Raw genomic sequence first — 24,876 nt, 5'->3', positions numbered from 1 at the left:
GGGCCCTGCAGGCTACGGACCTGCGACGGCCCCCTTGCGCACGTCGGCCCGCGGCGTGCCTCTTCGTACGCCGCGGGAGATGCTCAGGCGGGGGCGCGAACGCCTACGCGTTCACCTCCACCAGCCGCTTTCCGCCGAAGGTCATGACCTCGAAGTGGTCGATCTGGTTCGGTGTGAAGGCGGCGCCACCGTGTACGTACAGCGGCTTCTTCGCCTCCTCGCTCTTGGCGTTCGTGATGCCGTAGCCCCAGTCGGGGACGGACCAGGAGGTGACCGTCTCGCGCTCGCCGTTCTTGCCGACGGCGATCAGGGAGCACTTGAGCGGGCCCTTGACGTTCTTCAGCTGGAGAACGGCGTGGGTGCCCCAGTCCCTGGTCTCGACCGCGACCACGGCGTTGACCTTGGTGTTCGGGTCGGTCGCGGAGTGCTTGTCCTTCATGACCTCGAAGGCCTGCTGGGCGGGGCCCATGGCCATCGGGTCCTGGACGGTGCCGCTGTCGCCGCCGCCGTTCACCGCCATCACGGTGAGCGGGCCGCCGATGATCAGCGCGGCCGCGGCCGCCACGAGGTAGAAGCCTCGGCGGCGCTTCTGGGCGCGGCGCTCGGACACCTCGTCGACCAGCCGCTCCACCAGCCGTGGACTGGGCTTCGCGGACAGGGACTCGCCGATGGCCGGGCTGCCCTGGCTGCCGGGCAGGTCCGCGAGTGCGGCCAGCATCGGCTCCATGCCCGCGAGGTCGTCCAGTTGCTGGGCGCACCAGTCGCAGGTGGCGAGGTGGGCTTCGAAGGCCGTGGCCTCGGCGTCGTCCAGTATTCCGAGGGCGTAGGCGCCGACGGTCTCGTGGATGTCGCCCTGCCCCTGCGGGCCCTGAGGACCTCTTACAGCCCCGGGGCCGCCAGTGCCGAAGCCCCCGTACAGGTTGCTCATGCCGTCACCCCCCGCTCCTCCAGTGCCAGCTTCATGGACCGCAGGGCGTAGAAGACCCTGGAGCGCACCGTTCCGCTGGGGATGCCGAGCGTTTCGGCCGCCTCATTGACCGTACGCCCTTTGAAGTACGTTTCGACCAGAACTTCCCTGTGCGCCGGGGTCAGGTCGTCCAGCGCGTCCGACAGTGTCATCAGCCACAACGCCTTGTCGATCTCGTCCTCCGCGGGGATGACCTCCAGCGGCGACGGGTCGACCTCCTGCGGCCGGGCCTGCCGGCTGCGGTGGCCGTCGATGACGATGCGCCGGGCGACCGTCACCAGCCAGGGGCGTACCGAACCGGTCGCTCGATTGAGCTGGCCGGCGTTCTTCCAGGCACGGATGAGCGTCTCCTGCACGACGTCCTCGGCACGCTGCCGGTCGCCCGCGACCAGGCGCAGCACGTAGGCGAGCAGGGGTCCCGCGTGTTCCCGGTACAGGGCACGCATCAGCTCCTCGTCCGGCTCGGTCGAAGAAGACGCCGAGGACGGGGTCATGCGATGTCGGGCCCTTGGCCTTCGTTCATCAGCCACGGCGGAATCCTTGCGCACGCCTACCTCCGGTGTCTGGGGGTTCCCCCAGTCGGTCGCTCGCATCCGGGTACGTAGACAGGGGCCGCCGTGTTCAAAGTGACAGCACGAATTTCTTGGAGAAGGTGTGGGAAGCCCCGTTACTGGGCACCCATTTCTGACCCAAGGGGACATACGGCCGCCGCGCCGGAGAGACCCAGGTCACAGCGGGCGGGAGCTTCACTTCCGGGCGGCGCTTGATCGCCGTGTGAAAATTTGGCTTGACCCTGGTGGAGAAATCGTCGAAATTCGCGGGTTCAACCATCACTTTCAGCCGACGTTGCGACGACTCGCCCGTTTTCCACGAGTTCTACGAACCTCCCCGTTTACTTCTTACCTCCGAGGACTCGCTTTCGGCGCCGGCTTCCTCGGCACCCGCCAAGTCGGTCCCAAGTCCACCCCGAGTCCGTCCTAAGTCCGTGCGAGTGCGGCCCGGCGGCGGTGGCGGGCCACTCGCTCCCGGTTGCCGCAGGTCTCGCTGGAGCACCAGCGGCGGCGCCGACCGCGAGAGGTGTCCAGGTAGACGAGGGGGCAGTTGTCGCCCGCGCAGCGTCGCAGGCTCGCCCGCGCCCGGGGGTCCGTCAGCAGCTCGATCGCCTCGCGGGCGACCGCGGCGAGCAGTTCCTCGCAGTGCGGCAGCGCGCGCAGCCGCCGTACCAGTACACCGTCCTCCGCGCGGACCGCGCACGGCACGGGCGGGGCCTGCCGCGCCACCGCGTTCACCCGCGCCAAGGCCCCGTCCGCGGGCCACCCGTCCAGTTCGCCGCTCACCAATGTGCCTAGATGGAGGCGCAGTTCCCGGAAGGCCCTCAGCCATCCCCCGTCCACCTCCGCGAGCGGTGTGCCCGAGGGCACCAGCCCGGCACCGGCGATCCAGGCCCGCAACCGGTCCACCGAATCGAGCCGTTCCTCGGGATGCGTCGTCGCCAGCAGGTCCAGACAGATCCGCCTGGTGTCGAACCGCAGCTCGTACGGGGCCGTGGCCGTGCCCGATGCCATGTGCCTGTCACCGCCTTGGAGTTGCCGCCGCGCGCGACGGCCGGTGAGGTCCGCCGAGGGACGTGTCCGGACAGCGGCGCCCAGGTTTCGTACCCTCGTTCGTACCCCCTACAGTGCCCGCGCGCACCCGCCTCGGGAAGGTCCCGTACAGCCCCGCCCCGTGTGAACGGCCGCTCGTGCGGACGAACCCGGGTCGCCGTAGCGTCGTACGGGTCCGTCTGCCGTCCGTGCCCCGGCCCGCCTCAGCCGCGCAACCGCTGGACCGTGTTGCGCAGGATCCGCATCAGGTCGGGCGGGGCGCGCGGCGGGGCGGCTCACGCATCGGCGGGCGCTCAGCATCGGCGGGCGCTCAGGCGTCGGCGTACTTGGAGTCCGCCGCCGGGTCGAGTGCGAGGCGGTAGCCGCGCTTGACCACCGTCTGGATCAACTTGGGCGAGCCCAGGGCCGTGCGCAGGCGGGCCATCGCCGTCTCCACCGCGTGCTCGTCGCGCCCGGCGCCCGGCAGCGCCCGCAGCAACTCGGCCCGGCCGACCACCCAGCCGGGCCGCCGGGACAGCGCGCGCAGCAGGGACATCCCGGCGGGCGGTACGGGCCGCAGTGTTCCGTCCACCATCACCGCGTGCCCGCGTATCTCCACCCGGTGGCCGGCGACGGGCAACGTACGGGCCCGGGCGGGCAGTTCCCGGCAGAGCAACTGCACGAGCGGGCCGAGCCGGAAGCGTTCGGGCTGGACCGTGTCGACGCCGCGGGCCTGGAGCGGCAGCGCGGTGACGGGTCCGACGCAGGCGGGCAGCACGTCGTGGTCGATCGCGGCGAGCAGTGCGGGCAGCAGCCCCCGCTCCTCGGCGCGCGAGAGCACGGACGCGGCGGCGGGCGCGCTGGTGAAGGTGAGCGCGTCCAGGCCACGGGTGACGGTCGCGTCCAGCAGCCGGTCCAGGGACGCGAGGTCCTGCGGCGGCATCCACCGGTACACGGGCACCCCCACGACCTCGGCGCCCGCCGCGCGCAGCGCCTCCACGAAGCCGGGCAGCGGCTCGCCGTGCAGCTGGACGACGACACGGCGGCCGTCGACGCCCTCCTCCAGGAGCCGGTCGAGCACCTCGGCCATGGACTCGGAGGTGGGCGACCACTCCTCGGTCAGGCCGGCGGCCCTTATCGCACCCTTCACCTTGGGCCCGCGCGCGAGCAGCCGCACCCCGCGCAGCCGGGTGACCAGGTTCTCGCCGAGGCCCCAGCCGTCCGCGGCCTCGATCCAGCCGCGGAAGCCGATCGCGGTGGTGGCGACCACCACGTCCGGCGCCTGGTCGATCAACTCCTTGGTGGTCGCGAGCAGTTCACCGTCGTCGGCGAGCGGCACGATGCGCAGGGCGGGCGCGTACAGCACGGCCGCGCCGCGGCGCTGGAGCAGGGCGCCCAGCTCCTCCGCCCGTCGCGCGGCCGTCACGCCTACGGTGAATCCCGCGAGCGGGCCGTGTTCTGGTCGCTGCTGTTCGTCGTACATCGCTGCTCTCGTTCCGCATTCGAGTCGGCGTACCGTTCGTACGCGCCGTACCTGGATGCCGCCGTACCTGGATGCCGGTCGAGCCTGTCAAGGGCTCGTGACAGGCTCGGTTCCGCTTCATGTCGCCGGTGTTACGTCAGACCTCCGCATAGCCGAGCTGGGGCTTCGCCTCCGAAGGAGCGGTTTTGGCCTGGGCTTCACCGGCCGGACGGCGAAGGTATACGGCCCAGGTGACCGCGAAGGCCACACCGTAGAAGGCGAGGAAGGCGACGAAGGCGCCCGTGCCGGAACCGTAGGAGAGGAAGGACTGCCGGAAGGCGAGGTTGATGGCGACGCCTCCGAGCGCGCCCACGGCGCCGATGAGGCCCATGGAGGCACCGGACAGCCGCCGCCCGTACGCCGCGGCCTCCTCGCCTCCAAGCCCCTTGGCAAGGGCCTTGGCCTGGAAGATCCCCGGGATCATCTTGTACGTCGACCCGTTGCCGAGGCCGCTGAGCACGAACAGCACCACGAAGACGCTGACGAACAGCGGCAGCGACTTCTGCATGGCGGCCAGGATCAGGACCGCCGCCGCGGCGGCCATGGCGACGAAGTTCCAGAGGGTGATCCTCGCGCCGCCGTAGCGGTCGGCGAGCCGGCCGCCGACGGGACGGATGAGGGAGCCGAGGAGCGGGCCGATGAAGGTGAGGCAGGCCGCCTGGAGCGGGGTCCGCCCGAACTGGTTCTGCAGCACCTGCCCGAAGGCGAAGCTGTAACCGATGAAGGAGCCGAAGGTGCCGATGTAGAGCAGGGCCATGATCCAGGTGTGGGGGTCCCTGGCGGCGTCCTTCGCGGCGCCGGTGTCGTTGCGCACGGACGCGATGTTGTCCATGAAGAGGGCGGCCAGGACGGCGGCGACGACGATGAGCGGAATGTAGATGCCGAGCAGCACGCGAGGCCCGCCGTTCGCCCCGATGATGGCGAGGGCCACCAGCTGGATGACGGGCACGCCGATGTTGCCGCCGCCGGCGTTTAGCCCTAGTGCCCACCCCTTCTTCCGCATCGGGAAGAAGGCGTTGATGTTGGTCATGGAGGAGGCGAAGTTGCCGCCTCCGACACCGGCCAGCAGTCCGGTCCACAGGAAGGTGGAGAAGGACGTGCCGGGTTCCATGACGACGAAGGCGGCGATCGTGGGGACGAGCAGAAGGCAGGCGGAGATGATCGTCCAGTTCCGCCCGCCGAAGGCGGCGACGGCGAAGGTGTAGGGCACGCGGACGACCGCCCCGACGAGCGTGACCACCGAAGTGAGCAGGAACTTGTCGGCGGGGGTGAGCCCGTACTCGGGGCCCATGAACAGGACGAGCACGGACCACAGGGTCCAGACCGAGAATCCGATGTGCTCGGACAGGACGGAGAAGACGAGGTTGCGCCGGGCGACTCGCTGCCCGGTCGCGTGCCAGAAGGTCTCGTCCTCCGGATCCCAGTGCTCGATCCAGCGGCCTCCCCTGTTCGGTGCGGGGGCTGTGCTCGGGGCTGTCATGACGCCTCCACGGTTCTCCGGTGCCCGGGTGTCGTGAGTCCCGAAGGTAGGAAGGACGCGTTTCCGCGCTGTGCCCCGGAGTGACCGCGAGGGAACGTTGCTCTCACGGGGTGGGGAGGGGCGCGGTGAGGGGGGACGACCGGGGGACGCCCATGGGGCGGCCGGGGGGCGACCGGCGGGCGACCGGCGGGCGACCGGGGGCGATTGAGGGATGCACGTGAGAGGGCTGCTCAAGCCGGCCACCGAGGGTGCGCCCCAGGGCGGGTCGGCGGGCGTCGAAGACCGGCGGACGTCAACGACCGGGGGACGTCAAAGCGCAGGCGGACGCATGACTTCCGCGTCGGCGGCCGGGAGCCATCCCCCGGCGGGCCGCCGCAGCCACCCCTCGGCGGCACCCGTCTCGGCCGCCGCCCGTCGCAGCGCATCGATCCCGGGGTGGACCGCTCCCTTGCGCCACACCAGCGACACGGGCGACAGCGGCACCGGGTCGACCAACGGCCGCAGGACCGTGCGCGGCATGGGCGGGAAGTCCGTCACCGCCAGGATCGGGTGACCCTTCTTCGCCATGATCCGCTGGAACTCCTCCGTTCCGACCGCCAGCGGCGCGGGCGGCGCGATGCCGATGCCCCGGCCCTCGAAGAGGCGGCGCGCGAGGTCGGTCCACTCCGGCGTGCGCGGGTTCCCGGCGCCCGCGTACACGGTCTCTCCGGCCAGTTCGGACAGCGGCACCTCGGCCACGGGCGCCAGACGGTGGCCCTCGGGCAGGATGATCGCCATCCGCTCGTACCGCACGGGCTGCTGTTCGAGCCGCGCCCGGACCGCCGGGTCCAGCCCGGCGAACCGCCCGAACGACGCGTCGAGCCGCCCGGCGAGGATCTCCGTGGCGGCCCCGGTCAGGCCGCTCTCGTAGCGCGTCATCAGTTCGACGTCCGGGACCAGCTCACGGGCGCGGTCGAGGACGCGGCAGCCGATCAGACCCGGGCTGTTGACGTCCACCAGCAACGGCCGGTCCGTCTCGCCGCCCCGCCCGAACGCGGCGAGCAGATCGCTCTGCGCTTCCAGTACCCGGCGCGCGTACGGCAACAGGCGCGCGCCGTCCGGTGTCAGGGAGACCTGCCGGGTCGTACGGACGAACAGCTCCGCGCCCAGCTCGCGTTCCAGTCGGCGGATGTCGCGGCTGAGCGCCTGCTGGGCGACGTACAGGCGGGTCGCGGCGCGCGTGAAGTGCAGTTCCTCGGCGACGGCCAGGAAGGCGCGGAGCAGGCGGGGGTCGACGGAGGCGGCGGGCATCCGCAGAACTTACAACCCAGATGCGTCAATCACCACCGAGTAAGTGTTGGACCGCAGGTCAGGGGGCGGGCGACGGTTGCTCCATGCCGCACACCGCCCCCGGCACCGCCGTGTCCCGCAACCCGTACCGCCGCCTCTTCACCCACCCCGGCACCCGCGCGTTCACCATCGGGAACCTCATCGCCCGTCTGCCCATCGGCATGTTCAGCCTGAGCGCGGTCATCATGATCGCCGGTTCGCGGGGCTCCTACGCGCTCGCCGGTGCCGTCACCGCCACCGGCCTCGTGGCGACGGCCGTGGCCGCCCCCTGGGTCGCACGGCTGATCGACCGCCACGGCCAGGCGCGGATCGCCGTCCCGGCGACGGCGTTCGCCCTCCTCGGCGGTCTGGCCCTGCTTCTGTGCGTGCACTACGACGCCCCTGACTGGACCCTGTTCGCCGCCTACGCCACCACCGCCACGACCCCCAACATCGGCGGCCTGTCCCGCGCCCGCTGGGCCCACCTCTTCCGGAGCGACCCGGACGCCCTGCACACCGCGAACTCCTTCGAACAGGCCGCGGACGAACTGTGCTTCATGCTCGGCCCGGTCCTCGCCGCCTTCCTCTGCACCCGGCTCTTCCCGGAGGCAGGCACCCTGATCGGCGGGATCCTGCTGCTCACGGGCATGCTGGTGTTCACGGCGCAGCACGCCACGGAGCCGCCGCCGAGCCGGGACCTCCCGGCCCAGGCCCCTTTCCGCAGCCCGGGCATGCCGCCGCTCCTCCTAGGTCTGCTCGCCACCGGCGCGGTGTTCGGATCAATGGAGGTCGTCACCATCGCGTTCGCGGACGCCCAGGGCCACAAGGCGCTCGCCGGTCCGGTCCTCTCGCTCCAGGCCGCCGGATCGTGCGTGGCCGGTCTGCTCTACGGCACGCTGCGGCCCGCGGGGCCTCCCGAGCGCCGCTACCTGTGGTGCCTGGCGGTCATGGCCGCCCTCATGTCGGGGCCCCTGCTCGCGGCCCGCATCACCGACTCACTCGCCGCCCTCGCCCCCGCCCTGCTCCTCGCGGGCATGGCCACCGCGCCCACGATGGTCACCGCGATGTCCCTGGTCCAGCGGCGCACGCCGAGGGGCCGTCTGAACGAAGGCATGACCCTCGCGGTCACCGCCCTGCTGGGAGGTGTGGCCTGCGGCTCAGCCACGGGCGGCTGGGCGGCGGAGCACCTGTCGCCGACGGCCGGTTTCACTGTGCCGGCCGCCATGGCGGGCCTGGCCCTGCTGATCGCCGCGGGGCGCCGGTGGGCGGCAGGCATATCCACCGCTGCGCGCTCTCTCCGTTGATGCGCCCGCAGCACGGGGAGCGGGCACGTGGGCGGGTTGAGCAGGGGACTCAGGCGCCGAGGGAGGCGTACGCGAGGAACGCGCTCCAGGCGTCCGGGGGGACGGTGAAACGGGGGCTGCGAGCCCCGAGCTTGGAGTCGCGGACGTGGACGGTGCGGCGGATGCTGTGGCTGAACTCGTTTGTGCTGTGGGCGACTTCGAGGCAGGCACTCCCTTCGGAGTCGCTATAGCTGGACTTGAACCATGACAGTTCGTCGCTCACAGCTCCCCCGCCACCTTCCTGATGAACCGGGCCGACTCCTCAACGCTAAGCGCCTGCATCCGGATCATGCCATAGCGCTGCGTCAACGTACTCAGCTTGCCGCCGTCCGAGTACAGGGCTCCTGTCGACTGCCCGTCCACAAAGGCGTACCGCTCGTGATCGGCGGTTTCCACCAGCACCATCGGACCGCTGAGCGCCGCCGTCGGAGCAGTTGCGAAGGGGAGGACCTGGACCGAGAGGTGTCGCTGCTTGCCCACTTCCAACAGGTGATCACACTGCCTGCGCATCACGTCCTGACTGCCGACCACCGAGCGAAGCGACGCCTCATGGACCACAAAGCTGAAGTGCGTCGGAGGCTTGTTCGTCAGCTTCTCCTGCCGTCTCAGTCGCGCGGCCACCCGCTCCTCGACCGTCTCCTCGTCCAGGGGAGGACAGTTGCTGCTGATCAACGCTCGCGCGTACTCCGGAGTCTGCAACAGACCGGGGATCAGCAACGGCTCGTACCACTGCACGGTGATCGCCTCAGCCTCCACCAGCACGTACTGCTGCGTACGCTGCGGAAACGGCTCCGGCTTCAAGAACTCGTGCGCGGCCGTCAACTTGCCCCGCGCCCCGCACATCTGATCCGCCACCTGTAACAGCCTCAGCGTCGGGCGTCGCCTCCCGCACTCCATCGACTTGACGTACTCGTAGTCGTAGCCGGCCTCGTCGGCCAGTGCCTGACGGCTGACGCCCGCCTCCTCCCGCCACAACTTGACCTGACCACCGCAGTACCGCCAGTTCTGCTGCGCCTGCTGGGACTCCCCCGAAGCCACGCGCACCCACCCGCCTCCCGCTGCCACGCCGGGTACAGCCACGCCGCGTACCCGGTCCGCCACTCCCGAGGCTAGGCAGCAGCCACCAGCCTGATCACGGCAAACGACGGAGAATCACACGCAAGGAACCCTGCACGCATGCCGACGCCTCCCGCGAGCCCCGCTTCCCGCCCCTCCCCCTCCGCGCTCCCGAAGGACATCGAGTGGCGCCTCCTCCGCCACGCCCGCAGCGTGGCCCGGGCCCGCACCCTCCTCCGTGATCAGGCCGCATCCTGGAAACTCCCCGACGAGGTGACGGAAACGGCGGTGCTCCTGCTCAGCGAGCTGATGACGAACGCCTACCGCCACGCCAGGGTCTCCCCCGGCCGCGAGATCCGGGCCCGCTGTGTCCTGGAGGCCGACCGCCTCCGCGTCTCGGTGACGGACGCGAACGACACGCTGCCCACGCCCCGCCAGGCGGGGCCGGACGACGAGTCCGGCCGGGGCCTGACCCTGGTGGCGGCGCTGGCGGAGAAGTGGGGCGCGGAACCTCGTCCCGCCGGCATCGGCAAGACGGTCTGGTTCGAGCTGCGGATCACCGCCCAGTAGTCCGTTACCGACTCAGCCGAGTCCCCAGGCCCGCCCGAGCCGGTACGCGGCGCACAGGTTCACGTCGAGGAAGTAGGCACCGGCCGTCCCGCACTGCTCGGTCCCGCTGCCGGGGTCGACGGGCTGGCCGTGTCCCATGCCGGTGAGGGAGTACGTCTCCACGACGGGGTTCCCACCCGCATCCTTGAAGACCTGGTGGGGATACCCGGCGACGGTGTCGCTCACATCCGCTGTCTGATCGGTCCCGTGCACATCGGTCCACTGCCTCATCAGGTCGGTCATGTTGACGGGCTTGACGGTGTAGTCGGCCGTGCCCTGGAAGACGGTGAGTTCGGGCCAGGGCCCGGAGTACCCGGGGCGGGCCGCCCGCACCCGGTCGCCCCACTGTCTCGGGGTCTGGGTGGCGCCGACGTACATGCACACGTACGGCGATCCGGCGGCCTGCGCGCAGCCGTAGGGCAGCCCGGCGACGACCCCGCCCGCGGCGAACTTCTCGGGGTAGGTCGCCATCATCACGGCAGTCATCCCTCCCCCGGCCGACAGCCCGGTGACGTACACGCGCCCAGGGTCACCCGAGACATCGGCGAGCTGGCGGTCGACCATCTGCGCGATGCTGGCGGCCTCGCCCTGGCCGCGCTCGATGTCACCGCTCTGGAACCAGTCGAAGCAGTTGGAGAGGTTGTTGGCACTCTGCTGCTGCGGCAGCACGACGGAGAAGCCCCAGCGATCGGCGAGCTGGGTCCATCCGCTGCCGGTGCCGTACCCGGCGGCGTCCTGGGTGCACCCGTGCAACGCGACGACCACGGGCCGCCCGGCGGGGAGCCCGGCCGGGAGATAGCGGAACATGCGCAGCGCCCCGGGGTTGGTGCCGAAACCGGTCACCTCCTGGAGGGAGGCGGCAGCGGCTCGGCCGGGGGTGAGGAAGGCGGCGAGAAGGGCGGCCAGGAGCGTCACGAGGACGGCGACACGGTTTCGGGATACGGCTCTGGTGTGTGTCATGCGGAGGCACGGTAGAAGCGGCCTCGCACCTCCGATATGGGGCGCCGCCCCACAACAAGCGCGCCGACCATGGGGCGGGATACGAGCATCCGACGCCTGTGCCTCCGTAGGCCGGCGCCGCGCGGCGGGTGGAGCGAGGTAGGGAGTCCAGTCCTCCCTTCGCTCCACCGGCCGCATACAGCCCGCGGCTACAACTGCCGGTCGCCTCGCCAGGTGATGGACGTCAGCGCGCCCAGACCTCCATTGGCCAGACCCTTGTAAGTCACCGTCCGGGACGGCCCCAACTCGTGCGCGACACGTTTCGCCAGCTCCATCCCCTCGTGGAACAGCCGATCCCACTCGGCGTCGTACTTGCCGTCCTCGCCGTCCCGCACCTCCAGGTTCAGCGTGGTGTCGATGCCCTCCGCCCATGCGTACAGATCGGCGACGAGGCCGTCGGACAGAGCCAGTGCGGCGTCGGGATCGTCGGGGAAGAAGTCACCGAATCCTTCGAAGCGCAGCGGACCGTACTTGAACTCGCCTTCGACCGTGATGTCCACCGGATGCGGCGGAGCGCCATGGCTGTCGCGCTCCCAGTGGAGGCGGTCACGGCCCCAGCACACCCCTTGACGGAGCGTGCCCGATGGCTCAGTCGTTTCTGACATTGAGGTTGTCGTCGACGAGGAACTCCGGGTAACCGAAGCGTTCACCAAGAGCGTTGAACGCCTCGCAGCGTTCCTCACTGATCTCCACGGAGTAAGCCTTCACTGTACGCAGGAACAGCCGGTAACCGAGGTCCGCGCACGCCTTACCGACAACCTGCTCCAACGCGGGCACGACGCCTGGGACAGAGCCCTCCAAGGCAGCCTGGTTCAGGGCATCCGCGACGGAGCTGATCTGTTCCAGAACCCCCCTCCGCAGGGCGGCGTCGGTCACCGGACGCGGTGGGGAAGGAACGAACTCCGGATCCGCCCGACGGACGCTCTTGAGCCACGTCTCTTCGATCCGACGCATCCAGTCCCGTCCCGTCATGCCGTGCTCTGCGGGATCGAAATACGCCTTCGAGGCGCCCAGCCACACGGTACGGATCACCTCGTGCGACAGCGAAGAGGCCAGCAGCCTCCGCGCGTCTTCGCCGAGCTGCAGTACGGGCGTGCGGTCGGACGCGGTGATGTTCCGGTCCGCAATAGCGAGCTGCACATCAACCGGCCCACTTTTGGGAACGAACCGGTCATAGTCCTCCTCGGACAGCCACACCGGGTACTGGGACTTCGATGCCATCCAGCTCAGCCCGATGTCCAAGATGAACTCCTGGAATTCCTCACCGTCGCTGTCTTCGCCCTGTTGTGTCATCGGGGATGCCTCCTCACTCCGGAAAGGACGTGTACACGACGAACTTGGATGGCTTGTGTTTCCCGGCGTACCGCAGCTGGATAATGACCTTGTTACCCGTCGCCTGTCCCTGCGGCCCGTCCTTGATCCACCTGCGGCCGAGGGACCCTCTGTCGCGGAGGGTCCATTCAACCTGCAGCAGATCATTCGATGGATCGAAAAACTTCTTACGGGATTGCTGGTCCTTCCAACTCTCCAGCCGCTTCACGTTGCTCGGCTTCTTGATCCACGCCTGGAAGGCCTCGTCGACGGCTTGTGCGGCTGTTGCCTGATCGTTCCACCGCGTCGCAATGCCCTTCTTGATGGCATCCTGCGCCATCTGGGCGTCCGTACGGTTCACGTGAGCCCCCAGCGTATGCGCCCCCTGGATGCCTTCGTCGGCGATGATGTCGGTGCAGTTGTGGACCAGAACGTCCTGCGACCGTTCGCCCTGGGGACGGACGTAGAACGTGTGCAGTCCGTCGACGGTGAGGTCGTACACCTTCCGGGGTGCCAGACCGCGCCGGTCGTGGAGGGCGATCACGGTCCGGTCCGTCCAGTCCGGGGTACGCAGCCGGTCCCCCGTGCGCAGGTCGGAGGCCATGGTCCAACCGCGGTCGACCACGAAGAACCGGTGCCCGGTCGTGCTGGTCAGCAGACCGCCGGCCACGGTGATGTCCATCAGGTGCTCGGTGTTGTGACGGAATGTGTCCGTCACCGCCTCCGCACGCAGCCGTCCGGTTTCGGGGTCGGCGGCGAGTACGTGGTCGCCGATGTGTACGTCGCGGATCGGCTTGCGGGAGCCGTCCGCCATGAGGACCTGGGTGCCGCCCGGGAAGCTGTTGGCCCTGCAGGCGGTGACCACGTCTTCGTAGACGTTGACGGTGTCTTCGATCTTGGCAAGCGCCGCGGCGTCCAGATCCAGGGCCTTCAGCGCCGCGAACGCCTCTCGGACTCCGATCCCGGTGCGCATCGAGGCGTCCAGAGCGCGTACCGCGTCCCCGATGGCCTGGAGTGCCTTGCCGCCCACGAACCAGGCCGCGGCCCAGCCGCACCCGGCCCAGCTTCCGCTCGCGCCACCGGGAGCGATCTTCTGGGCGCATTCGATGAAGTCGCCGAGGAGGACCTTGACCGGGTCGATGCCCGCGTTGAACTCGGCCATCGACAGGGTGTGCGTGACCGTGGTGGTCTGTTCCTTGAGCGTTCTGGTGCCGAGGAACACCGTGTCGGAGGACGGGCAACCGTACTGGGTGGCGGGCATGTCCTCCGCCGTGCACAGGTAGAGGTCGACGACCGCGTTGAAGTGGATCGTGGCCGTGATCGTGCAGTCCCCGGTGTGGATGATCGGGTTGCAGTTGTCCTTCTTCGTCACCTCCGGGTCGCCGACCGTCTCGATGTGGTCGACCACGTAGAAGACGTTGCCGACGCCGGTGGTGGCACCGGTCGAGATCTGGTCGTTGTTGTTCTTCGTCTCGGCCCTGTCGGCCGCCTCCTGGGCCTGCTTGGCGTACGAGTCAGCCTCTTTGGCGGCCTGTTCGGCCTCGGTCGCCGCTGCGTCGGCTCGGTCGGCTGCGGCGCGGGCGTCCTTCGCCGCCTGTTCGGCCTCCGAGGCGGCCGCGCGAGCGGCGGAAGCGTCCAGGGCTGCCTGGTCGGCAAAGTCGCGGGCGTCCCTGGCGTAGCCCTCGGCGTGGCCGGCTGCGGTGTCGGCTACCGCTGCGTCCAGGGCGGCCTGTTCGTCGTAGTCGATCGTGCGGGCCAGACAGGCCGAGGCCTGGGCTGCTGCCGTGGCGGCGTCGGCGGAGTAGTCGAGGGCCTCCTTGGCGTAGGTGCGGGCGTCGGCCGCGTAGGAGGCGGCGTCGGCGGCGTGCTGGTAGGCCTCCTTCGCGTCGCCCTTTGCCTGGTCGGCGAGGGCCTTGGCGGCGGCGGCCTCCGCCTGCGCGTTCCTGGCGTGGGCGTCGGCGACGGCCTTCTGCTGGTCGGCGATGGTCTTGGACGCCTGGCCCGTCAGTACGACCAGGCCCGCGGCGGAGTCGGTGGTGATGTACGGGGAGCCGAGCTGGATGGCGTCGTTGGCCGGGTCGGCGACCTGTGCGGCGGCGTTGCCGGCGTCCTCGGCGGCCTGGGCGGTGACATACGCGTAGCCCGCGGCCTTCGCCGAGGCCGCCAGCGCCTTGCCGGCCTCCGCATTCGCCTGGTTGGCCTGGGACTTGGCGTCCTTGGCGTGCCGTTCGGCTTCGTCGGCCAGCTTGACGGCCGCCTTCGCCTCGGCGGCGGCGTCCTGGGAGGCCTTGATGGCGTCCGCTGCCGCGCTGGTCGCGGTCTTCACCGCGGCGTCCGCCCTCAGCTTCGCGGCCTGCGCGGCGTCCGCGTCGGAGCGGGCCCGCTTGGCTGCCGCCTCGGCGCGGGTCGCTGCCGCGTCCGCGTCGGCAGCTGCCTGTGTGGCGGCATCCGCTTCGGAGCGCGCGGACTGCGCTGCCGTTTCGGCGTCGTCGGCGGCCTTGTCCGCCTGGTCCGCCGCGGCCCGCGCGTCCTTGGCGTTGTCGTCGGATTCGTGGGCGTCGGCGTAGGCGTCCTTCGCGTCGGCCTTCGCCCGGGCGGCGTTCGCCCTCTGTTCGGCGTCCCACGCGTCGTCCCGCTTGGCCTTCGCGTTGTCGCGGGCCCCGACCGCGGCGTCGCGCTTGCTTGCGGCAGTGGCTGCGGCGGCGTCGGCCCTGTCCTGGGCGTCCTTCGCCGTCGCCGCCTGGGCTTCGGCGTTCCGCCTGTGCTGTGCGGCCTCGGCCTGCTTGGCCGCGGCGGTCTCCTTCTCCGCCTTGGCCGTCGCCTCCTCGGCCTCGGCGGCGAGACGCTTGGCGTGGGCGTCGGCGGCGGCCGCCTTCGTGTCGCTCTCGGCCTTCAGCGCGTCGGCGAGCCTGGACTCGGCGGTCTCCTTGTCCCTCTTCGCGTTGTCGCGGTGCACCTTCGCGGCATCCGCGGCGCCCTTCGCCTGCAACTCGGCCGTCCTCGCGGCCTCCTTGCGGAACTCCGCCTTCGACTGCGCGGCCTGCGCGAGCGCACGCTGTGCGATGGTCTGGCTGTCACCGGCGGAGGCGCGGGTGGCGGCCTCGGCGGTCTCCCCGGCCTTGGCCATCGCCTGGAGGGCGGCGGCAGCGCCCGTGGTGACCTGAGCCTTCTGCTGACCGACCAGCAGGCCGCGACCGCGCGGTGCGCCGTTGCCGTCGGCGATGGTGTAGGCGGCCTGGGTGGCCGTGTCCGAGCCGGCGGCGGCCTTCTTGGCGATCTCCAGCTGCGCCCGCAGAACACCGAGCTGCTTCTTGGCCTGCGCCTGGGCATCGGCGATGCCCTTCTTCGCCTTGTCGAACTGGGCCTTGTCCGGGTAGGCGAGCCTGGTGGTGCCCTCGTGGCCCTTGGGGACGACCCGGAACTTCTGCGGGTCACTGCCGTTGCAGTCCCACTGCCAGGAGTCGTAGCCGTTGTCGAACTTGTGCAGGTCCAGACACTTGTCCGTGGCGGCGTTGCGCAGCTCGCTCCCCGCGCGGACGTCGAACTTCCACTGCTGCGCCGTGGTGTTGTTGCACGTCCAGATCTGGATCTTCGTGCCGTTGGTGGCGTTCCCGCTCTGCACGTCCAGGCACTTCTGGGCGTTGACGTTGAACAGGGCGTAGCCGTGGGGGTAGCCGAAGATCTGCCACTGCTGGGCGGCGCCGCCGTTGCAGGTGTAGATCTGCACCGGGGTGCCGTTGGTCTTTCCGCCGCCCTGCACATCGAGGCACTTGCCCTTGGCGGCCTCGACCTGGATGACCGCGGGGGACTCACCGATCCAGCCGATGCCGCCGGGGGCCCAGTACTCCTGCCAGCGGGTCAGGTGGTCGGCGATCCAGGACTGGCCGAGCATCTCCCCGAGCGCCTTGGCACCGGCCGCGAGGGCCTTGGTGGCGTCGCGGTTGGCGTTGAGGATCTGGTTGCGCTGGGTGGCCTGGGACGAGATCTCCTGCTGCCACTCGGCGGACGCGGCGGCGACCTCCTTGCCGAGCACCTTGCTCGGGTCGACGGGGCTGCGCCAGGCGCAGGACGCGAACCGGGACTTCAGGTCCTCCACGGCAAGACGGAATTCCAGGCTTCCGGGGTCGGGCGCGGTGCGCGGGAAGCCGCCGGAGGAGAGGAACAGCCGGGCGTTGTCCGCGCCGATCGGCTCGATCGACCAGTTGGCGAACGCGTCCCACGCCTTGTGGTCGGCATACGCCTGCCCCCAGTTGGGCAGCGACGGGTCCGGGTCACTGCCGTAGAGCGGGGTACCGAGGTCCTTGACGGCCTGGACCGTGGCGTCGTCGGCCTTGGGAGTCGGGTCCTGGTAGAAGTCACCCTCGCGCTTCCCGAACTGCTGCCAGATCCACTGCGAAAGGCCGGTCTGGGCGAAGAAGTTCTGCCGGTCATCGCCCCCCGCGCCTGGGGGCCGCTCGAAGTCGGCGATCGACTCGAAGCCCCCGGGGTCGGACAGACCATGGATCTCCCAGTCGCGGATGTGGGCGCTGAGCGCCGATCCCTCCTGGTCGGCGGCGGTCCTGTCCTGGGCGTAGGCCTTCGCAAGCGGGGTGTTACCGGTCCAGTACTCCTGGTTCGCCGCCCCATGCAGCTTGTCCGGCGTCTGGTTCAGCGCGTCCTGCGCAAGGCCGTACATGCCGGGTCCGCCCAGCCGCAGCGCGCCGGCCATCAGGCACTGGTCCTGCCGCAGCTGCTCGGCGGCCGTGGCGTCGAAGCCGTCGTAGCTGTCGGCAACCGGAACGGCATCCCCCGTGGACCGGCCGAACAGGTCCAGCCGGGCCGCGAGGGTGGCCAGGACGGCGAGCGCGAGGAGGAGCGGAACGAGGCGTGCGAGGTGTCGTGATCTTCGCAGCGGAGGTATGAGGAACGCCGGTCTGGGCCGCAAGGGGAGCATCCTTCTTCGTGAACAGGGCAGGCCGAGGCGTGCCCGTCCGAAGAAACGGACGTGACGGCGGTTCCCCCCGACCGCGTGCTGAGGTGCGCGACGACGGAGGGGTCAGGTCCGCCGATGGCGCGGGATCACCATAGACATGCCAAGGAAAGGCGCGGCAAGATTTTTCCGGAGCGTGGCCGAAAGCAACCAACCAGGCCGGGAGCGAAGAAGGCGTGAAACCTGTTCTCTACCCGTGAAGATCGGGCAAGGCAGGCCAGACTTGGCGCGCGAGGTTGGCCGAATTCCGCCCCCGATGGACGTACGGGAACGACAAAGGCCCCGCCGCTCGAAAGCAGCAGGGCCTTGCCCACATGGGGTAAGTGGAGATGGCGGGAATCGAACCCGCGTCCAACGGTGCGGAACCAGGGCTTCTCCGTGTGCAGTCCGCTTCGCTTTTCTCGGCCCCGGAGATCACGCGGACAAGTCTCCGACGGGCTCAGTCACTGTTTGGTTTCCCTCTTCACCCCGTGACCGGGATCAAGGTTTAGTTCCCTAGCTGATGCCAGGATCCGGGTCGGGAACAGCCCCGGGCTGACACTTCGCGAGTCGCTACTTAGGCAGCGAGGGCGAAGGAATCGCGCTTGGTGTTGGCGATTATTTTTTTCGGCCTGTGGTTTACGAGATCATGGCCGCTTCCTCGACACGCTTCCCCTGCTTCGACAGCCGCTGTCGAAACCGATCATCCCCATGTTGATTTTTCAACGCTCGCACCGTCACGCGGTGCAGCCGTCATTGTACGTGACCAGCACGCCTCGATGCCAGCGTATTCCCCGGCGGTCATCCCGCCGTGTACCACCTGGTTCAACAGTGCCGGGCGCCGGATCATTCCCCGCCAGGGCAGCTCAGGCCCCCCGCCGCCGGGGCCGCTCACCCGCTGTCCGGGCGGCTCAGGCCCGCTGCCGGCGCCGGACCGCCGACATCGCCCGGTCCGCCTCGCGGCGGTCCTGCTTCTCGCGGAGCGTCTGGCGCTTGTCGTACTCCTTCTTACCCCTGGCCAACGCGATCTCGATCTTGGCCCGGCCGTCCTTGAAGTACAGGGCGAGGGGCACGATCGTGTGACCCGTCTCCTGGGACTTGGACTCCAGCTTGTCGATCTCGGCCCGGTGCAGCAGCAGCTTCCGCTTGCGGCGCGCGCTGTGGTTCGTCCAGGTGCCCTGGCTGTACTCCGGCACGTGCACGTTGTGCAGCCACGCCTCGTGCGCGTCCAGCTGCACGAAGCCGTCGACCAGCGAGGCCCGCCCCTGGCGCAGTGACTTGACCTCGGTCCCGGTCAGGACGAGACCAGCCTCGTACGTGTCGAGGATGTGGTAGTCATGCCGCGCCTTCTTGTTCTGCGCGATCAGCTTGCGCCCTTTTTCCTTAGCCATAGTGCCGACCATTTTCGCACTACAGGGGGGTGTCGCGGGAACCCGATTACGGAGCGTGCCGCGCATCGATGACGGACAGTGCAGGGTTCCGCTACGGAGCGTCGCCCAGGCCGCTGAGCACCGTCTCGGCCCGCTCCAGCACCTCGTCCCCGGCTTGCAGGTCGGGGGTGATGCCACGGCCGTCGACGGTGTGTCCCGAGGGGGTGCGGTAGTGCCCGACGGTCAGCTCCGCCACGGAGCCGTCCGGCAGCCGGCTCGGCATCTGGATGGAGCCCTTGCCGAAGGTGCGGGTGCCCACGACGACCGCGCGGCCACGGTCCTGGAGGGCGCCGGTGAGCAGCTCGGCCGCGCTCATCGTGCCACCGTCGACCAGTGCGACCAGGGGTCTGGTGGTGTCGCCGCCCGGACGGGCGTGCAGGGCGCGCTGGTCCCCGTTGACGTCGTACGTCGCCACGAGCCCGCCGTCGAGGAAGGCGGAGGCGGCGGTGACGGCCTCGGTGACCAGGCCGCCGGAGTTGCCGCGCAGGTCGAGGACGATCCCGGCGTCTTCCGGGGCGTGATCGACGGCGTTCCGTACGAGGTCGCCGGAGCCCTTGGTGAAGGCGGCGACCCTGATGAGGGTGACGCCGCCGGACAGCCTGCGCACGGTCACCGAGTCCGTGGACAGCCGGGCCCGGCGCAGCACCTCGCTCCAGGTGTGCGTGCCGCGCTGGAGACCGAGCCTGACCCGGGTGCCGGCGGACGCGCCGTCGGCGTCGCCGCGCAGTAAGGAGACGACCTCGGTGACGGGCCTGCCGTCGACGTCCTCGCCGTCGACGCTGCGCAGCCGGTCGCCGCCGCGGATCCCGGCAGCGGCGGCGGGCGAGCCGGGCTGGACCTCGGTCACCTCGATCCGGCCGTCGCGCTCGCGCCGGGCCGACAGACCCACTCCGGTGTACTGGCCGTCGAGGGCCTCCTCGAACTCCTGGTACTCGCCCTGGGAGTAGACGGCGCCCCAGCGGTCGCCGCTGCGGCTGACGGCGCGCTCGGCGGCCTCCATGGGCGACTTGCCGTCGGCCATCGCCCGCGCGGCCGCCTCGGTGACGGCGTCGCGGTGCCCCTCCGGGGCCGCGGGCCCGGCGGAAGGGGTCTTGCGGACGGTGTCGCCGAAAGAGCCCGTCGCGGCGCCGGCGACGAGGACGCTCGCGAAGACCAACGTCAGAGCCGCCCCGTGGCGAACGCGGCGGGGATGACAGAACAGGTCACGGCCGGACATGCGGGTGAGTCTAGGACAACGCGCAGGGCCGTACGGACGGTTGCCCGTACGGCCCTGTTGGCATGCGTCACACCTTCAGGTACTTGCGCAACGCGAAGAACGCGGCCAGCGCGGGCATCAGCAGGCTCGTGGCGAGTATCAGGGGAAGCTTCGTGAGGACGGCGTCCCAGCCGATGAAGTTGATGAGATTCAGCTTGTGGGACAGGTCCAGGCCGTGGTCGATGATGAAGTACCGCGCGACCAGAAGGAATCCGCACGCCACCGTTCCGCCGATGAGCCCGGCGACCGCGGCTTCCATGATGAACGGCGCCTGGATGTAGAACCCGGAGGCGCCGACGAGACGCATGATGCCGGTCTCACGACGACGGCTGAACGCGGAGACGCGCACGGTGTTGACGATCAGCATCAGCGCGACGACGAGCATCATCGCCATCACCGCACGGGCGGCCCAGTTCATGCCGTTCAGCAGGCCGAAGAGGTTGTCGAGGATGCCCTTCTGGTCCTGCACCGACTGCACGCCGTCGCGGCCGTTGAAGGCGCTCGCGATGACCTGGTACTGCTCCGGGTTCTTCAGCTTGATGCGGTACGACTCCTGCATCTGGTCCGGGGTCAGCGAACTGGCCAGCGGGGAGTCGCCGAACTGCTCCTTGTAGTGCTTGTAGGCCTCGTCCTGGGACTCGTAGGTCACCTTCTGGACGACGGACGTCATCTTGTCGAGATCGCCGAGGATCTGCTTCTTCTGCTCCTCGGTGACCGCGCCCTTGGAGCAGTTGGGGTCGGACTCCGCGTCGCTCTTGTTGCACAGGAAGACCGAGACGTTGACCTTGTCGTACCAGTAGCCCTTCATCTGGTTGACCTGGTCGCTCATCAGCAGCGAACCGCCGAACAGGGCGAGGGAGAGGGCGACCGACACGATCACCGCGAAGGTCATCGTCAGGTTGCGGCGGAGACCGACACCGATCTCCGACAGAACGAACTGCGCGCGCATGGCGTCTGCTCAAGCCTTTCCGTGGAACTCAGTGCTGGTAGCCGTAGACCCCGCGCGCCTGGTCGCGGACGAGGCGGCCCTTCTCCAGCTCGATGACGCGCTTGCGCATCTGGTCCACGATGTTCTGGTCGTGGGTCGCCATCACCACGGTCGTGCCCGTCCGGTTGATCCGGTCGAGCAGCTTCATGATGCCGACGGAGGTCTGCGGGTCGAGGTTGCCGGTGGGCTCGTCGGCGATCAGCAGCTTGGGCCGGTTGACGAAGGCCCGCGCGATGGCGACGCGCTGCTGCTCGCCGCCGGACAGCTCGCCGGGCATACGGTCCTCCTTGCCGCCGAGCCCGACGAGGTCGAGCACCTGGGGCACGGACTTGCGGATCTCGCCACGGGACTTGCCGATGACCTCCTGCGCGAAGGCCACATTCTCGGCGACCGTTTTGTTCGGCAGGAGGCGGAAGTCCTGGAACACCGTCCCCAGCTGGCGGCGCATCTGCGGCACCTTCCAGTTGGAGAGGCGGGCGAGGTCCTTGCCCAGGACGTGCACCTGCCCGGTGCTGCACCGCTCCTCGCGGAGGATCAGCCGCAGGAAGGTGGACTTTCCGGAGCCGGAGGACCCCACGAGGAAGACGAACTCGCCCTTCTCCACCTCCAGGGAGACATCCCTGAGGGCAGGACGGTTCTGCTTGGGGTAGACCTTGGAGACGTTGTCGAATCGGATCACGGATGCACCACGGGCCGTTGGGGTAGGTGAGCGTGACCATACGCGACCCGGGTGTGCAAGCGCAGTCGCCGGGAGGGGTTGTACGAGAGTTGCGCGTTTTGTCCCTACCGTTCGGTGCTTGACCGGCCGACCCCGCGCAGCGACTCGCGGAACCTGGCACAGTGGAGTGGGGAACGGTTGCGTTCCCGGAAACGTTGTGTACGTGTAAGCGGCACAAGGAGGGCGAGGCGCATGACGTACGACCGATTGGTGTGCGCGAGCTGCGCGGCGCCCGTGAGTGAGGGTCGCTGCCCCGTCTGCCGTGCGAGCCGTGAGCGGCTCCAGCAGGAGAGCCCCTGGTCAGGGCTGAGTCCGGCGGCCCTGATCGCGCTTCTGGCCGTACTGATCGCCGCCGTGGCGCTGCTGGCGCACCAGACGGCGTAGCGCACGGCGGCCCCGGTCGGCCGCTGGCGGGCAGGTGTACGGCGTATGCCGCAGGGCGGACGGCCGGCTGTACGGCGGGCATGTTGCGCGGCGCTGTGACGGCGGAAGCGGACCGGCGGGCCGCTGACGGGGACCGAGGGACGGACACGGAAGGGCCCGGGGCGGATGACGCCCCGGGCCCTTCTCGCGCGTTTCCCGCCATTCTCAGGCGTTTCTCGCCATTCTCAGGCGTTTCTCCCGCCCTTCTCACCGTGCTCGCGCTTCCCGAGCGGGCCGGCACCCTGGGATCCAGGGCCCCGCCCCGCTCATGCGTGTCACGGCGTCACGGCGTGTGTCAGGCGGCAGCCTGGCCGCGGCCCTCCATGAGGCGCGGCAGCGCACGGAAGCCGATGCCTCCGGCAATCATCGTGGCGGCACCGACCAGCAGGAACGCGGTCTGTCCCGCACCCGTCTCGGCCAGCTGCTTGCCGCCCTCGCCCTGGGCGGAGGCGGCGGAGTTCGCGGCGTCCGAGCCGGTGTCGGTCAGGCCCGAGGAACCCTTGCCCTGCTGGACCGGGCTGTTGCCGCCGTCCGGGTTGGTGTCGTTGCCGCCACCACCGTTGCCGCTGCCCGTGCCGGTGCTGTCGGTCGGGTCGGCCGTCGGCTCGGTCGGCTCATCCGTGGGCTGGGTCGGCTCGTCGGTGGGCTGAGTCGGCACATCGGTGGGCTGGGTCGGCTCGGTCGTGACCGGCGGAGTGGTCTCCGGCGTCGACGGCGGGTTCGTCGGGAGACCGGTGTCGGTGGGCGCCGGGTCCTCGGTCCCCACGCCGACGCCTGCGCCGACGCTGACACCCACGCCGTCGCCTCCGGCGCTCGCGCCGATGCTGATGTCGAGCGCCGAGGCGGCGCCCGCGGCGGTCAGGGACGCACCCGCGGCGATCACGGCGCCGGCGGCTATCCGCGCCAGGCGGATCCGCGTCTTCTTGGTCATCTGGCTGCTACCCCCAGTAGCTGATCGTCAATGGAGCAGCGCACGGGGCCACGGCATCGGGGATGACTGTACTGAGCCCCCCGGTTCACATGCGCCCCATAGATACGCATGCCGCGCTTACCCTTCCGATTTTTCAAAGCAACGTCAAGGTCGTTGCGCACGCGATGTCCAGTAAGGCGTCTTTTGCGGGAGAGGTCGAGTTGTAAGTGTGATGCAAAACCCAGACATCGGGAGACAGAAAAGGCAACTGCCCCCGGGTCGGGGGCAGTTGCCTTGTCGACAAAGCGCTGTTTTCCGGTGGCGGTGCCGCCGTTCGTTGCCGGTGTTACTTCTCCTGCTGCTTGCGCCAGCGAATGCCCGCTTCGATGAACCCGTCGATCTCACCGTTGAACACGGCCTCGGGGTTGCCCATTTCGTAGTTGGTCCGCAGGTCCTTGACCATCTGGTACGGGTGCAGGACGTACGAACGCATCTGGTTGCCCCAGGAGTTGCCGCCGTCGCTCTTGAGGGCGTCCATCTTGGCCTGCTCCTCCTGCCGGCGCCGCTCCAGGAGCTTGGCCTGGAGGACGTTCATCGCGGAGGCCCGGTTCTGGATCTGGGACCGCTCGTTCTGGCAGGTGACGACGATGCCGGTGGGCAGGTGGGTGATGCGCACCGCGGAGTCGGTGGTGTTGACGCCCTGGCCGCCGGGGCCGGAGGAGCGGAACACATCGACACGGAGGTCGGAGTCGTCGATCTCGACGTGGTCGGACTGCTCGACGACCGGGAGAACCTCGACACCGGCGAAGGAGGTCTGCCGGCGCCCCTGGTTGTCGAAGGGGGAGATACGGACCAGCCGGTGGGTTCCCTGCTCGACGGAGAGGGTGCCGTAGGCGTAGGGCACCTGGACGGCGAGGGTGGTGGACTTGATGCCCGCCTCTTCCGCGTACGACGTCTCGTAGATCTCCGTCTTGTACCCGTGCCGCTCGGCCCAGCGCAGGTACATGCGCTGGAGCCGCTCGGCGAAGTCGGCCGCGTCGACGCCACCGGCCTCGGCACGGATGTTGACGAGCGCCTCACGGGCGTCGTACTCGCCGCTGAGGAGCGTCCGGACCTCCATCTCGTCCAGCGCTTTCTTGACCTCGACGAGCTCGGCCTCGGCCTCGGCCTTGGCGTCCAGGTCGCCCTCGGCCTCGGCGAGCTCGAACAGCACATCGAGGTCGTCGATCCGGCTGCGCAGGTTCTCGGCCTTCCTCACCTCGGCCTGGAGGTGGGAGAGCTTGCTGGTGATCTTCTGCGCCTCGTCCGGGTTGTCCCAGAGGGACGGCGCGGCCGCCTGCTCCTCGAGCACGGCGATGTCTGCCCTCATCTTGTCGAGGTCCAGAACGGCCTCGATCGACTCCATGGTCGAGGAGAGGGACTTGAGCTCTTCGGATACATCGACGACTGCCACGCATCCAGCGTAACGGCTCCGCCGGAAAGCCCGTGCCGGGTGAGCGCCGGTCACCGCGGTCCGGCGGGGGCGGGGCGGGCGCCTGGGCCGCCCCGCCCCGGACTCCGCCGCGGCCCGCAGGGCCTGGTCCCCGCAGGCCGGAGACATCCGACACGTCCCGACACCCGGGATGCCCCGGCACGCCCGACGCGCCGCTCGGGTCAGGGCGCGTCGAGGGGCACGGGCGGGACTCGGGGTGACGCGGGGCCGGGTCGTCCGGGGTCGGAACCGAGGTCAGGGCGACGCAAGGCCGGAGCGCCCAGGTCCGGAACCGAGAGCAGGGGGACGCAAGGCCGGAGCACCCAGGGCCGGAACCGAGAGCAGGGCGACGCAAGGCCGGAGCACCCAGGTCCGGAACCGAGAGCAGGGGGACGCAAGGCCGGAGCACCCAGGGCCGGAACCGAGAGCAGGGCGACGCAAGGCCGGAGCACCCAGGGCCGGAACCGAGAGCAGGGGGACGCAAGGCCGGAGCACCCAGGGCCGGAACCGAGAGCAGGGCGACGCAAGGCCGGAGCACCCAGGGCCGGAACCGAG

22 protein-coding genes and 1 other RNA gene are annotated in these 24,876 nt (G+C 69.9%); 3 read left to right on the top strand and 20 right to left on the bottom strand.

Annotated features, from left to right (window positions below; genetic code table 11):
* Positions 1-103: 103 nt before the first annotated feature.
* From ABZ823_RS00335 to ABZ823_RS00305, 7 genes are all read right to left on the bottom strand, one after another.
* Positions 104-928 carry a zf-HC2 domain-containing protein gene (locus ABZ823_RS00335; RefSeq protein WP_361652048.1) on the bottom strand — a complete coding sequence of 275 codons (825 nt, stop codon included), beginning with the start codon at positions 926-928 and terminating at the stop codon, positions 104-106.
* Entirely contained in the window at positions 925-1,461 is a 537-nt protein-coding gene (locus ABZ823_RS00330) for a sigma-70 family RNA polymerase sigma factor (protein ID WP_361652046.1), read from the bottom strand. The genes ABZ823_RS00335 and ABZ823_RS00330 overlap by 4 nt, the downstream gene beginning before the upstream one ends.
* Before the next feature lie 127 nt (positions 1,462-1,588).
* Positions 1,589-1,798, bottom strand: a complete 210-nt coding sequence (locus tag ABZ823_RS00325; RefSeq protein ID WP_361652044.1) for a hypothetical protein — start codon at positions 1,796-1,798, stop codon at positions 1,589-1,591.
* A gap of 146 nt (positions 1,799-1,944) precedes the next feature.
* Positions 1,945-2,532: a CGNR zinc finger domain-containing protein gene (locus ABZ823_RS00320; protein ID WP_361652042.1), complete on the bottom strand. Its 588-nt coding sequence runs from the start codon at positions 2,530-2,532 to the stop codon at positions 1,945-1,947.
* Positions 2,533-2,881: 349 nt separating this feature from the next.
* Positions 2,882-4,033 carry a uroporphyrinogen-III synthase gene (locus tag ABZ823_RS00315; RefSeq protein WP_361652040.1) on the bottom strand — a complete coding sequence of 384 codons (1,152 nt, stop codon included), beginning with the start codon at positions 4,031-4,033 and terminating at the stop codon, positions 2,882-2,884.
* A gap of 136 nt (positions 4,034-4,169) precedes the next feature.
* On the bottom strand, positions 4,170-5,552 hold the full coding sequence (locus ABZ823_RS00310) for a nitrate/nitrite transporter (RefSeq protein ID WP_361652038.1): 1,383 nt from the start codon (positions 5,550-5,552) through the stop codon (positions 4,170-4,172).
* 309 nt (positions 5,553-5,861) lie between these two features.
* Positions 5,862-6,842, bottom strand: a complete 981-nt coding sequence (locus ABZ823_RS00305; RefSeq protein ID WP_361652036.1) for a LysR family transcriptional regulator — start codon at positions 6,840-6,842, stop codon at positions 5,862-5,864.
* Positions 6,843-6,925: 83 nt separating this feature from the next.
* On the opposite strand from ABZ823_RS00305, the gene ABZ823_RS00300 reads away from it, so the two are divergent.
* On the top strand, positions 6,926-8,164 hold the full coding sequence (locus ABZ823_RS00300; protein WP_361652034.1) for an MFS transporter: 1,239 nt from the start codon (positions 6,926-6,928) through the stop codon (positions 8,162-8,164).
* A gap of 49 nt (positions 8,165-8,213) precedes the next feature.
* Here ABZ823_RS00300 and ABZ823_RS00295 read toward each other — a convergent pair whose 3' ends face one another.
* Together ABZ823_RS00295 and ABZ823_RS00290 are read right to left on the bottom strand one after the other, a co-directional pair.
* Complete coding sequence (locus ABZ823_RS00295) at positions 8,214-8,426, bottom strand: DUF397 domain-containing protein (protein WP_361652032.1); 213 nt, start codon at positions 8,424-8,426, stop codon at positions 8,214-8,216.
* The gene (locus ABZ823_RS00290; protein ID WP_361652030.1) at positions 8,423-9,247 is read right to left on the bottom strand and encodes a helix-turn-helix transcriptional regulator; all 825 of its coding nucleotides are present in this window, start codon (positions 9,245-9,247) and stop codon (positions 8,423-8,425) included. Before ABZ823_RS00290 ends, ABZ823_RS00295 begins: the two co-directional genes overlap by 4 nt.
* Before the next feature lie 132 nt (positions 9,248-9,379).
* On the opposite strand from ABZ823_RS00290, the gene ABZ823_RS00285 reads away from it, so the two are divergent.
* A complete protein-coding gene (locus ABZ823_RS00285) occupies positions 9,380-9,829 on the top strand; it encodes an ATP-binding protein (RefSeq protein ID WP_361652028.1) in 450 nt (149 codons plus the stop codon).
* A gap of 12 nt (positions 9,830-9,841) precedes the next feature.
* Here the strand turns inward: ABZ823_RS00285 and ABZ823_RS00280 are convergent, their stop codons facing one another.
* The 9 genes from ABZ823_RS00280 to ftsE form a co-directional block, all read right to left on the bottom strand.
* Complete coding sequence (locus ABZ823_RS00280; RefSeq protein ID WP_361652026.1) at positions 9,842-10,828, bottom strand: PHB depolymerase family esterase; 987 nt, start codon at positions 10,826-10,828, stop codon at positions 9,842-9,844.
* Between the two features lie 188 nt (positions 10,829-11,016).
* Complete coding sequence (locus tag ABZ823_RS00275) at positions 11,017-11,472, bottom strand: hypothetical protein (RefSeq protein WP_361652024.1); 456 nt, start codon at positions 11,470-11,472, stop codon at positions 11,017-11,019.
* Complete coding sequence (locus ABZ823_RS00270) at positions 11,456-12,160, bottom strand: hypothetical protein (RefSeq protein WP_361652022.1); 705 nt, start codon at positions 12,158-12,160, stop codon at positions 11,456-11,458. Before ABZ823_RS00270 ends, ABZ823_RS00275 begins: the two co-directional genes overlap by 17 nt.
* A gap of 13 nt (positions 12,161-12,173) precedes the next feature.
* On the bottom strand, positions 12,174-16,886 hold the full coding sequence (locus ABZ823_RS00265; protein WP_361652811.1) for an RICIN domain-containing protein: 4,713 nt from the start codon (positions 16,884-16,886) through the stop codon (positions 12,174-12,176).
* Positions 16,887-17,468: 582 nt separating this feature from the next.
* Positions 17,469-17,837: a transfer-messenger RNA gene (gene ssrA, locus ABZ823_RS00260) on the bottom strand.
* 200 nt (positions 17,838-18,037) lie between these two features.
* The gene (smpB, locus tag ABZ823_RS00255; RefSeq protein WP_361652020.1) at positions 18,038-18,517 is read right to left on the bottom strand and encodes an SsrA-binding protein SmpB; all 480 of its coding nucleotides are present in this window, start codon (positions 18,515-18,517) and stop codon (positions 18,038-18,040) included.
* 91 nt (positions 18,518-18,608) lie between these two features.
* Positions 18,609-19,772, bottom strand: a complete 1,164-nt coding sequence (locus ABZ823_RS00250) for a S41 family peptidase (RefSeq protein WP_361652019.1) — start codon at positions 19,770-19,772, stop codon at positions 18,609-18,611.
* 67 nt (positions 19,773-19,839) lie between these two features.
* Positions 19,840-20,760, bottom strand: a complete 921-nt coding sequence (gene ftsX / locus ABZ823_RS00245; protein ID WP_361652017.1) for a permease-like cell division protein FtsX — start codon at positions 20,758-20,760, stop codon at positions 19,840-19,842.
* A 28-nt stretch (positions 20,761-20,788) separates the two neighbouring features.
* Positions 20,789-21,478: a cell division ATP-binding protein FtsE gene (gene ftsE / locus ABZ823_RS00240; protein ID WP_359396975.1), complete on the bottom strand. Its 690-nt coding sequence runs from the start codon at positions 21,476-21,478 to the stop codon at positions 20,789-20,791.
* Positions 21,479-21,709: 231 nt separating this feature from the next.
* Here ftsE and ABZ823_RS00235 point away from each other — a divergent pair, with 231 nt between their 5' ends.
* Positions 21,710-21,901: a hypothetical protein gene (locus ABZ823_RS00235; protein WP_361652015.1), complete on the top strand. Its 192-nt coding sequence runs from the start codon at positions 21,710-21,712 to the stop codon at positions 21,899-21,901.
* A 334-nt stretch (positions 21,902-22,235) separates the two neighbouring features.
* On the opposite strand, the gene ABZ823_RS00230 is transcribed toward ABZ823_RS00235, so the two are convergent.
* Together ABZ823_RS00230 and prfB are read right to left on the bottom strand one after the other, a co-directional pair.
* The gene (locus tag ABZ823_RS00230) at positions 22,236-22,871 is read right to left on the bottom strand and encodes a hypothetical protein (RefSeq protein WP_361652013.1); all 636 of its coding nucleotides are present in this window, start codon (positions 22,869-22,871) and stop codon (positions 22,236-22,238) included.
* A 325-nt stretch (positions 22,872-23,196) separates the two neighbouring features.
* Positions 23,197-24,303: a peptide chain release factor 2 gene (gene prfB / locus ABZ823_RS00225; protein ID WP_361652011.1), complete on the bottom strand. Its 1,107-nt coding sequence runs from the start codon at positions 24,301-24,303 to the stop codon at positions 23,197-23,199.
* Between the last annotated feature and the right edge of the window lie 573 nt (positions 24,304-24,876).

Source organism: Streptomyces sp. NPDC047079, from assembly GCF_040643755.1.
In the GTDB taxonomy this organism is placed as follows: domain Bacteria; phylum Actinomycetota; class Actinomycetes; order Streptomycetales; family Streptomycetaceae; genus Streptomyces.
The sequence above is the reverse complement of the archived record's forward strand: the minus strand, read 5'-3'. Positions and strand labels throughout refer to the sequence as shown.

Coding starts and splice junctions, on each gene's coding strand:
- ABZ823_RS00235 (WP_361652015.1), top strand. CDS start 21,710: ATGACGTACGACCGATTGGTGTGCGCGAGCTGCGCGGCGCCCGTGAGT.
- ABZ823_RS00335 (WP_361652048.1), bottom strand. CDS start 928: ATGAGCAACCTGTACGGGGGCTTCGGCACTGGCGGCCCCGGGGCTGTA.
- ABZ823_RS00305 (WP_361652036.1), bottom strand. CDS start 6,842: ATGCCCGCCGCCTCCGTCGACCCCCGCCTGCTCCGCGCCTTCCTGGCC.
- ABZ823_RS00325 (WP_361652044.1), bottom strand. CDS start 1,798: ATGGTTGAACCCGCGAATTTCGACGATTTCTCCACCAGGGTCAAGCCA.
- ABZ823_RS00315 (WP_361652040.1), bottom strand. CDS start 4,033: ATGTACGACGAACAGCAGCGACCAGAACACGGCCCGCTCGCGGGATTC.
- ABZ823_RS00230 (WP_361652013.1), bottom strand. CDS start 22,871: ATGACCAAGAAGACGCGGATCCGCCTGGCGCGGATAGCCGCCGGCGCC.
- ABZ823_RS00265 (WP_361652811.1), bottom strand. CDS start 16,886: ATGGCCGGCGCGCTGCGGCTGGGCGGACCCGGCATGTACGGCCTTGCG.
- ABZ823_RS00280 (WP_361652026.1), bottom strand. CDS start 10,828: ATGACACACACCAGAGCCGTATCCCGAAACCGTGTCGCCGTCCTCGTG.
- ABZ823_RS00285 (WP_361652028.1), top strand. CDS start 9,380: ATGCCGACGCCTCCCGCGAGCCCCGCTTCCCGCCCCTCCCCCTCCGCG.
- ABZ823_RS00250 (WP_361652019.1), bottom strand. CDS start 19,772: ATGTCCGGCCGTGACCTGTTCTGTCATCCCCGCCGCGTTCGCCACGGG.
- smpB (WP_361652020.1), bottom strand. CDS start 18,517: ATGGCTAAGGAAAAAGGGCGCAAGCTGATCGCGCAGAACAAGAAGGCG.
- ABZ823_RS00320 (WP_361652042.1), bottom strand. CDS start 2,532: ATGGCATCGGGCACGGCCACGGCCCCGTACGAGCTGCGGTTCGACACC.
- ABZ823_RS00300 (WP_361652034.1), top strand. CDS start 6,926: ATGCCGCACACCGCCCCCGGCACCGCCGTGTCCCGCAACCCGTACCGC.
- ftsX (WP_361652017.1), bottom strand. CDS start 20,760: ATGCGCGCGCAGTTCGTTCTGTCGGAGATCGGTGTCGGTCTCCGCCGC.
- ABZ823_RS00270 (WP_361652022.1), bottom strand. CDS start 12,160: ATGACACAACAGGGCGAAGACAGCGACGGTGAGGAATTCCAGGAGTTC.
- ABZ823_RS00310 (WP_361652038.1), bottom strand. CDS start 5,552: ATGACAGCCCCGAGCACAGCCCCCGCACCGAACAGGGGAGGCCGCTGG.
- ABZ823_RS00275 (WP_361652024.1), bottom strand. CDS start 11,472: ATGTCAGAAACGACTGAGCCATCGGGCACGCTCCGTCAAGGGGTGTGC.
- ABZ823_RS00330 (WP_361652046.1), bottom strand. CDS start 1,461: ATGACCCCGTCCTCGGCGTCTTCTTCGACCGAGCCGGACGAGGAGCTG.